Source organism: Legionella anisa (genome assembly GCF_001467525.1).
Taxonomy (GTDB): Bacteria; Pseudomonadota; Gammaproteobacteria; order Legionellales; family Legionellaceae; genus Legionella; species Legionella anisa.
This window is the reverse complement of record NZ_LNXS01000033.1, coordinates 2,439-11,809: the sequence shown is the minus strand read 5'-3', so window position 1 is coordinate 11,809 and position 9,371 is coordinate 2,439. Positions and strand designations below refer to the sequence as shown.

The following is a 9,371-nucleotide window of genomic DNA, read 5'->3' as shown; positions in this document are numbered from 1 at the left end:
AAACGATTCGGATTGAGGTTTAATTTGATCTCTGGCATTTATAACTACGAGTGCAAAAATTAGGGTTTGGAAAGAGGTCTATTGGGATATGTATACCAATAATCTACTGGCAGAGCACCATATTCGCTATGGAAAATATGGTGGGATTGGCTATTATCACGTTTCTGATCAGTATGTTGCTTTGTTTGGAAACTTTATCCCGTGTGGTGTTTATGAGGCCATTTACATTTTCGATGGGATTTATGAAAGTGATGAAGCCTTACGTCCAGATAAAATCCATGGGGATACGCATGCGCAAAACGAAGTGGTATTTGGGTTTGCCTATTTGTTGGCAATAACACTTATGCCCAGAATACGTAGTTTTAAGCATCTCAATTTTTATCGACCAGCTGAAATGAATGAAAAATCATACCAACATATCAGTGATATTTTTACATCGAAAGAGCCCAACTGGCAACTCATAGAGTCAATGTACTACGATATGTTGCGCGTTGTTATGTCAATCCAAAGTGGCAAAATTAAAGCGTCAACTATATTGAAAAAGCTGCGCTACAATAGCAAAAAGAATAAGCTGCATCAAGCGTTCCGTGAATTGGGGCGAGTGGTACGAACCATTTTTCTTTTAAAATATATTGCTGATATTGACTTTCGTAAAAAGATTCAAGCAGCTAGTTGTAAAAGTGAAGAGTTTAATGATTTTATTGATTGGATCACCTTTGGCAAAGACGGTGTTATTCACGAAAACAATAGTATAATTCAGCAAAAAATTATTGCGTTTGGCAGGATGGTGCTAATGCTGTGATGTTCTACACTGTTGCCAACACAACCAATGTTTTGAACCAGCTTTCTGCTGAAGAGGTCAAATATAGTAAGGATGATTTATCGATTTTATCAGCGTATTTCAGGGAGAATATTAATCGCTATGGTGTTTTTGATTTGTCCAGGTCACGACAGACAATGCCATTACAGTTTGGTATTAATAGGGATTAAAAATTGAACATGACCCTTTTTTACTAGGATCCCGGCCAGGGGTCAAATACATTCTGTTTCGCGTATAAAATCATTTATATCAATCTGCACCAGCTAAATAGAGCACAGTGCACACAAAAAGTTAAGTTGCCGTCCCAGGTCTAATAGGAGTTTGAGCTGCTTTATTGTTGGAATTTTAAATATACTTTAAGGAACATTTAAGCCTAATTGAAGGATAAATATAGTCTGCTTGTAATAATTAAGGTCAAATAGTATAATTTATAAGAAATCAATCAAATTATAGATCAAATATTATGAGCACAACTATTAGTGAAGCAACTAAGCACTTGAATAACATGGTTAAATTACTAAAAGAGTTTAAGAAGGAAGTCAAAGCTCAAAAATTCAAGTCAGAGTGGAATTTCGAAAATTCCAGTACAATTTTTGCAGAATTCAATAGCGAACTGAATGAACTAAAAAAATTAAAACATCATAATCTTGCAAGAGTAATTGTGGAAGATTTAGGTCAGGTCATCGAAAAAAATGATCTCAATATGAAACTGATAATTACAAATAAGGATACGACACAAAATATAGTTGAACTTGAAATGGCTAGTAACCTCAAGAAAAAAGAGTTTTATAAAAAGGGGATCGTGATAGCCACAGATACAGTAGTTATCAATCATGAATTAATGAAATATGCTAGTGAAGTCACGGTTAATTGCCACTGGTCCAGGAAAAATAGAACATCCTACAACAGCACGAGGGAGCTAGTTGATACAGTTGCCAACGCACTGAAGCATGATAAGCAATATCCGCGGCTCAAGCGGTTTACCATTTTAGGTTGCGACACAGCGGATATAACCCCCCCCGAGGTTGAAACCAAATCATCTTCTGCAATGTTATATGTTTACCAATCTGAAAAAAATAACGCTGCTAACCCAGATAGGAAAAAAATACAAAGTTTCCCTTGTTTTGTACTCACAATTTCACAAGGACAATATCAGCTTCATTATTATATTGACCAAGACAAAGAAGAAACCTGTGGAGAAATGGTTAAGATTAATAAGCATAGAAAACTCAAAAATAACTATAAGGTTTTAGCGGTTTGCGATAAAAATGACATCCCCCTCATACCCGATAGTATGTTAAAGAACATTTATGATAAAACAAATTCCGCGAAAATAAATGGTGTAAATAACCCCTACTTACATAGAGGCGCTACCCTAGGTAATGTGCAATCAAGAGAAGAGTGGAGAAATCGGAAAAAAAATATTCCCGCACTCTCATGTGGTTTATTTAAATTTGATAATAAAAAAATTCACAACTCAAATTTAGCTGAAATGGCGGCTTTAATTATCAATAATAGCCGGAATAACGTTAAAGTTAAAGGCTATTTAATACCAATTACCCCGGATGAAAACCACGGATTTATGAAACCAATGACAATCTACGAGAACACACTTTGTAAAGCAGTTATAATTGACCATGGGCAGTAAAAGCGTGTAGATCAATTGTATGTGCTACCTAACATTTGATTTCTATCCAATTGAATGACAGCGCTGATAGCAGCTAACGAACATTTTTCAGTGTCATTTCAGATTCTGAACTAACGTTGGCAGATAAATTAGCTAAAATCCGATGTAGACACCAGCCCTAATTGAGGCGTTCTCAAATCTACAAAAAATAGGCTCTAATTTAAGTTGTTTTTTTGCTAGCAGATTCTTCCTGTGCGTGTTTAGTGTTAATATCCAAATTGAGTTTATCCAGAGTACTTTTTAATAAATTCAAACACTCTTGAAACATTTTATGATAGTCATGGCTTTGAGCCTTTAGAATAGTAGCAGTATCAACGTTAGGACTTGCAAATTGCGGATTTTTTATAAAACTTGAGTCTTCCAAGATGGTTTGCATTTCTTTTTCTGCTCGTAAATATTCATCAACAAGCTGTAAAACTGAAAAGCCTGGAATCATATTAGAGTCTTTTAATATAACTGGCATTAGATTTTCGCGTATGAGCAAATATTGGAGCAATAACATGGAGTAAGTACGTCCAACTCCATCGTAAAATGGGTGAAATAAAACTACTTGTTTTAAAAAAGTGAATATGGCCGTGAGTTTTTGGTTCTTACTTTGAGCATTATCTAATGAATCTTCGAGCGTTTGAATACAATCATCCTGAACCCTAGTTAAAAGATTTTCTCCTTTTTTTGAAGTGACATACTTAACGTGTTTACCTTCTTTTACAGCAGCCCATATTTCTTTAGCTATCGCTTGCGGGTTGTCTTTGAAAGAAAAATACCTGGTGTATACAGGTTTTCCCAACTCATTTTGAACCCATATCCTGATTTCACTTTTATTATTTGCTGGTGAGCTTAACCAGGAAAAATTTGGGTCCTTGCTAAATTGCAAATCCATATCAGCAGGGTATTTCCCTTGAATCGCTCCCAGATAAATAATGTTCTCTAGCAAACCTTCGAAGGTATCCGAATCCCCTGGAACAAGATCCCAAGCCGCTGTAGTATAATTTTCACGAAACTCTCCAGGCTTAGTTCCCTGTCTGGTATTTTTGACTTCCTTCATGCATAAACGATGCAACTCCTTAATAAAATCAACACTCAATTTTGGCTTTAAATCAAAATTTTCAATTATATAACATAATGCTTTGGTCATGCCCATCAAGTAACCAGGCTCTTTGCTTTCGAAACCCAACCCCTTGGTGCATGTCCAAATGAGACTTTAGCTTTTCTTTATCGGCACTTTTACCCTTTAGATTGAGGAACTCTAGCACGGAGAGACTTAATCCCCGTTCCTCTAGAAGATCTTGGTATTCTTGTATCGTAATATCCTGAAATAGCGTATCTTTTAAAATAGTTTCCGTAGGAATTTTTTTTAAACTTTCATCGTCTAACAATGTTAGCTGTTTATATACAAACCGATACAGTTTTTCGCGATAATCATAACGACCACGTTCAACAAAAAATCGCCAAAACTCTTCAAGAGGAAATGTTTTTAGGAATTTGGTAATACTGCTATATTTAGTTTCATGTGTTTTCTTAAAAAACATGGTTAATACCCATATTGTAAAAAATTTCTACAGATTGTTGCTCAACATTATTTAGACACTCCGTTTTTTACGTAGTTATTATTCCTATCAATGTAATTATAGCTTCAAAACAATCATTAAAACATATTGGAGTTTCGGCCAGCAATTGAGCATTTTAGCCGGTATGACTTAACTTGATGAATTTAAAAAATCTTTTCTAAAGCATAAAAAAGTGAGTTATAGCCTGAAACAGTCTATTCTTCCCTAAAATTATTAACATAATAAGTCATATGTGAATAAAATTATATTTTTACTGTATTATGTGAAACAGATAGCTCTGCTAAAGCAGAGGTTAATTATTCACATAATACAAACATTAGACAGTAAATTGCTAGCCAAAACCCATTAATTGATAATATTCGGATGGTAACCCACCCAGTCTTACCCCTTATACACATCTGTTTGCAGATAGCCTTTAGAATCTTTGGCCACTAAGCCTGAGGGGTTTGTTGGTAATAAAAAAAGTACTGTTTTTTTATTGGGTTAGAGGTTTGTGTAAACAACATGTAACTGGTACTGGTGGCTCATCCATGACCTGCAGGGTAGTTTCATCGGCTTGTAGGTAATTTGATGCCATAAATGCTTCAAAAAGAGCCTCTCTCACCGGCATGAAGACCCAATAAGCGGAGATTATCTAGCCACATACGGTGTTTCTTGCATCTCAATCCCAAATCGAACCCCTATTTGCTCCTGGCGATACAAAGGCAAATGGTCTTCGTATTAACTTACGATGGCATGGGACACAAAGCTTTCGCTGGCCCATGCCTTTAGGAAAGAATAACGAAGGCATTGGGCAGTGTTGTCATAGCGATTACAGCCATATTTGGGACGAACATGGTAATGACAGAAAGCTTTGTCGGAACAAGCGCCGAACTTCTCTTCTTCTGCAATGTCATGCTCTATCACTTCACGAGCTAGATGCTCGGGTAAGGCGCGTCGTACAGGCTTTTTTCTAGTGCAATACCGTAATGATATTTTCTCCTTCTGAAAGCTTGGTTGTCTCAAGCGAATCTTATCAACCAATTTAAATTCTCTCTAGTTAACTCAATATGGCCTTGTGTATTTCGTGAAAAATGAATTTTACCTTCTCTAATATTAGGTACCATGAGGTAAAACCCAACAGATACCAATATTTATTGAAAAAGTTATATCAAGCTATTGAGTTTTGGCGGCAGAGAATTGTAACTATCTGTGAATCAACAATATTTGTCCCTAAAGTTGAAGGGTTTAGTCCTGAGCTCCAAATAGCGAACCATCCAAAGCTTCTCCCTTGTGTTTTTTCTTCTCTTCTTGGCTAAGATTTATTACGAGGCAACATGCGACTAAAGCCGAGATTTGACAATTGGCAATAAATGATTAATTATTAAACAATATGGTTTATATTACTTATTACTCTACTTTATCTTGAAATTCGATTTAGTTACAGAAAATTAGGTGGATTATGACTATCGATATACACAAATCGTCAAGATTGATGTCAAAAATGCCTTTTACTTCTAAAGGTGGTAGAACGATTGAGATGTCCTTTACATCAAACACTGCAAAAAAATTTGGTGTGAATTTTTTACAACGAATTAAAACCCCTAAGGGATTAGGAACCGTAATTGGAGAAGCAGGTAATAACTTGTGGGTATGGATTGATGGTGATACAGGTCCAACGTATTGGGATGATATTCAAGACAATGTGTTTAGCAAAAATGGTTTTGAGCGAGTCCACAGATCATCTGACAATTCATATCCTGATAACGTTACAAAATACATTGAAAATCTATTTAAATGCTCTTTGAGTGAACTTATAACATTTTTTCAAAGTGGTCCCATGTCCCCAATTTATATAGGAAAAAGTATATCAGCAATTGAGGATGCAGAAAAAAACTGGGAGGGATGGCTAGGATACGCAACTTTATATATGGATTCTCTATATACACTTTACCATAAATATATTCAAGAGCACTCACATAAACCACTCGACATCATGCAGCGATACGGTGAGCTTAGTGCTCGGGTGACTAGTATTCCTAAGATAGAAATCAGAGACTTTAATATCCCTTCTTTAAAAAATCAGATCAAAGAAATTCAAGAACAACTTATTGATTTACAGCAAAAAAAATCGGCACTTCTTGAAAAAGTCACTACAAAACAAGATCAAATACAGATTGAGGAAATGTTCAAAAATTTAGAGCAATTACTAAACGACCGTCTAAATAAACTCAAAGAGTTAGAAGAACAAAACAATCAACAAAGAAATTTGACTTATGGATTAAAACAAGTGCTGGCTAATCGACAGTTTGCTGAATTTGACCTGCATAATAAGATGGTTGAATTTACTGTAAACACTTTATTTGGAATAAAACCAAAATTAGACGACAAGCCCTTTATGAAAACCTATAAAGCCATGTTAACCGAGGTGGCAGAGTACCTTTATGAGCAAGATTTTTCCGAGAAACAGACTGAAGCAAGCGATAAGACAGGTAAAGATGAGGTAGAAGACCATTCTTTAGATGATTCATTTACCGGATTAGTACTTGCGATGATTGGGGGTGATTCCAGTATCAAAAAGGCCTATTATTTTCGGATGATAAATCGCTTGGAAAATAAAAATACCCAAATCAAAGAAATGCCCCAATCTTTTGATTTAGAAACTTGGGCAGCAAGCAACCCTCACAAAATGGTTAATTTGTACCGATATTTGTTTAATAATCCTAAGTTTAAACAATTTCAAAAAGATTTATCTTATAATGATTATCCCTTATTTGCTTTTGAAATCATAAAATTAGAGATGAGCTTTATACTTGCCCTTAGTGAGGTACAGAAAAACGATAGTAAGTTCTCTATACCTCAGGAAATGAAGTTTCACGCTGAAAAAATGGTTGACCTATTGGTTGAATTAATCCTTGATGGGAATGAAGAAACTGCCTTTTGGACAGAGAAACTAATTAAAGATAATAAAAACCCATTTATACAAAATTATAGAGTTTATAGTGCATTGGCTGAATTTTATGCCACTCCACCCCATGTTGATGAAGAAAAGGGATTGTTTTATTGGAATAAAGGAAAAGAAATCACCCAGGATGATGCTGAACCAAATCAACAATCAAAGTTAATAAACACTGTACATACAGCTATTCATGGCAGCACAGAAATAATCAGACGCTCTGCCGTGGAAACGTTGAAGAAGGCACATCAATATCATTACTTAAAATTAGCCAGCTATAAGAATTCTGATGCGGCATTGCTTTGTTTGGAGCATTGTCTGCAAAACAACAAATTAGATGAGGCAAAACAATATATTGACCTTGCCCGCAAGGCCGATCCTGCTAAAGCAGCTTATTTGGAGGCCATGATAGTAAGTAGAGAAGATGGTGACTTTATCCCTCATCTTTTGAAAGCAATTGAGTTTGGACATCCTGATGCTGGTCTATTTCTAGAGCAAGAGATAGAGAGGTCCATGCAAAACGATACAATGGATGTATTTAAAGATAAATACCTTAATTTATTACATAAGCAATTTGTTTTAAATGCCCTTCCTCTAAAAATTATCATAAAAATGATAAAAACTGCTTACTCCAGTAATGAAGAAGATCAACAGAGGGAAGAATTTGTAGAAAAATGGATGTACAATTTACTTGTTACGACAAAAAATAGTGATATGGAAAAGAAAACAGATTTAACAGTTACTCTTATACTAGATAACCCGTATCTACTATCTGATGAGGGATTGTTACTGGCAATGAGTATTTTGTCAAAAGAACGATTCTTCGATAAAAAATATAATCCACTCTTGTTATATGCTATTGCTCAAATTATTACAGAGCAAGACTCAAAGGGCCCAAAACATTTTTTCAATTTAGCTATCTACGATTTTCTTAAAATGAACACAAAATTAGTAGTTCTTCTGATGAATGATCCACCAAGCAAAGAGAAGTTATCTCAATGCAAGAATTTTACAGATTTCATCAAGAATGAACAAATCACTATTGAGGAAACTAGTAAAGAGAAAAGTGAGTCATCCTTAACTAGTCTGGGTATATTTGGTAATAATAACAATTTACCTGAGGAAAACAATTCCTCCAAGGATCCTTCACAATCAACAATTGGAACAAAAAAAGGTTAAGTTACCCTTTTTATAATTCTGATGTTCCGAGTGCCAATCCCTTAAAGGCCTGGGAATCAAGATCGTGATGTGAAGTGTAAAATTTCTCACATTACAACGGAAAATCTTTAATTTTTTCATCGTAGGTGTCTTGATTATTCGATAATGACAATTTGGAGAGCATAAAAAAGTGGGGTGTAATTAAGCCACCATTTGCAATTTAACGGGTTTTTTCTTACCCTCAACACCAATTTTCAAACCTGTATACCAACGTTCAAAATGTTTGTCTAAATCTTCATTCAATACAGGCCTAGTGTGTACGTCGGCCCCATTTTGTGACAACTTTGTTCCCACTTCAATTTTGTAGTTGTCATTCTAGGCGGTTTCAATGATAAGTGGCTTGCGATTGTAGCCTTGTTGGCGTCAGGAGGCTCAACAAATCACACCATGCATTTAATTGCGATTGCTGCAATGGCTGGTTACTCTGTTAATTGGGATGATTTTGCGCAACTATCTGCAGTGACTCCATTAATTGCGAAAATTTATCCTAATGGCTATGCGGACATCAATCATTTTCAACATGCAGGGGGAATGGCATATTTTATTCATACTCTTCTTGATGCTGAGTTATTGCACCAGGATGTAGATACCGTAATGGGTAAGGGATTAGATCACTATACGTATCAACCTTTATTGGATAACCATGAACTGGTTTGGGTTCCTGGGCCCCAAACCTCTAGTGATGAAAACGTACTGGTTGCAGCTCAAACTCCATTTAAAGACCATGGTGGTTTAAACGTATTAAGTGGCAATATAGGTCGTTGTGTGATTAAAACTTCTGGACTTGCTGCAGGAAAAGGCAAAATCAAAGCCGCTGCTGTAGTTTGTTCTAGTCAAGATGAGTTTGAAGCGCTTTTTAAAGAGGGTCATTTAGAGCGGAATTGTATTGTGGTCGTGCGATTTCAGGGACCTAAGGCCTCCGGTATGCCTGAGTTACACCAACTAACACCTAAGCTTGGGGTGCTCATGGATAAAGGGTATAAAGTGGCTCTGGTCACTGATGGGCGTATGTCAGGTGCTTCAGGTAAGGTTCCTGCAGCAATTCATGTGACTCCAGAGGCGGTAGATAATGAGGTACTTTCTCGAATAAAGACTGGAGATATCATTTTAATCGATGCAGAACAGGGTATCTTGCAGTTATTA

Annotated in this window: 6 protein-coding genes and 2 pseudogenes; 5 read left to right on the top strand and 3 right to left on the bottom strand. The window is 35.8% G+C overall.

All coding sequences use genetic code 11. The annotated features are described in order from the left end of the window. Positions 1-88: 88 nt before the first annotated feature. Positions 89-802 carry a Tn3 family transposase gene (locus Lani_RS12245; protein WP_058388564.1) on the top strand — a complete coding sequence of 238 codons (714 nt, stop codon included), beginning with the start codon at positions 89-91 and terminating at the stop codon, positions 800-802. Positions 803-1,197: 395 nt separating this feature from the next. Then, positions 1,198-2,468: pseudogene (locus Lani_RS12240) on the top strand (hypothetical protein). Between the two features lie 199 nt (positions 2,469-2,667). Here the strand turns inward: Lani_RS12240 and Lani_RS12235 are convergent. Further along, on the bottom strand, positions 2,668-3,642 hold the full coding sequence (locus Lani_RS12235) for a Fic family protein (protein WP_223499460.1): 975 nt from the start codon (positions 3,640-3,642) through the stop codon (positions 2,668-2,670). After that, a complete protein-coding gene (locus Lani_RS20790; protein WP_019233345.1) occupies positions 3,614-4,036 on the bottom strand; it encodes a hypothetical protein in 423 nt (140 codons plus the stop codon). Before Lani_RS20790 ends, Lani_RS12235 begins: the two co-directional genes overlap by 29 nt. Before the next feature lie 686 nt (positions 4,037-4,722). On the opposite strand from Lani_RS20790, the gene Lani_RS20230 reads away from it, so the two are divergent. Next, positions 4,723-5,031, top strand: coding sequence for a hypothetical protein (locus tag Lani_RS20230; protein WP_127908203.1), 309 nt, complete (start codon positions 4,723-4,725; stop codon positions 5,029-5,031). Positions 5,032-5,516: 485 nt separating this feature from the next. Further along, the gene (locus tag Lani_RS12225) at positions 5,517-8,189 is read left to right on the top strand and encodes a coiled-coil domain-containing protein (RefSeq protein ID WP_040522448.1); all 2,673 of its coding nucleotides are present in this window, start codon (positions 5,517-5,519) and stop codon (positions 8,187-8,189) included. 180 nt (positions 8,190-8,369) lie between these two features. Here the strand turns inward: Lani_RS12225 and Lani_RS20225 are convergent, their stop codons facing one another. Next, positions 8,370-8,510: a hypothetical protein gene (locus tag Lani_RS20225; protein ID WP_156415161.1), complete on the bottom strand. Its 141-nt coding sequence runs from the start codon at positions 8,508-8,510 to the stop codon at positions 8,370-8,372. Positions 8,511-8,573: 63 nt separating this feature from the next. Between Lani_RS20225 and Lani_RS12220 the strand changes: the two are divergent. Next, a pseudogene (locus Lani_RS12220) lies at positions 8,574-9,371 on the top strand (dihydroxy-acid dehydratase domain-containing protein); the annotation flags it as partial.

Excerpts from the sequence above, each read along its gene's own strand:
- Lani_RS12245 (WP_058388564.1), top strand. The coding sequence starts at position 89 with ATGTATACCAATAATCTACTGGCAGAGCACCATATTCGCTATGGAAAA.
- Lani_RS12235 (WP_223499460.1), bottom strand. The coding sequence starts at position 3,642 with ATGACCAAAGCATTATGTTATATAATTGAAAATTTTGATTTAAAGCCA.
- Lani_RS20790 (WP_019233345.1), bottom strand. The coding sequence starts at position 4,036 with ATGTTTTTTAAGAAAACACATGAAACTAAATATAGCAGTATTACCAAA.
- Lani_RS12225 (WP_040522448.1), top strand. The coding sequence starts at position 5,517 with ATGACTATCGATATACACAAATCGTCAAGATTGATGTCAAAAATGCCT.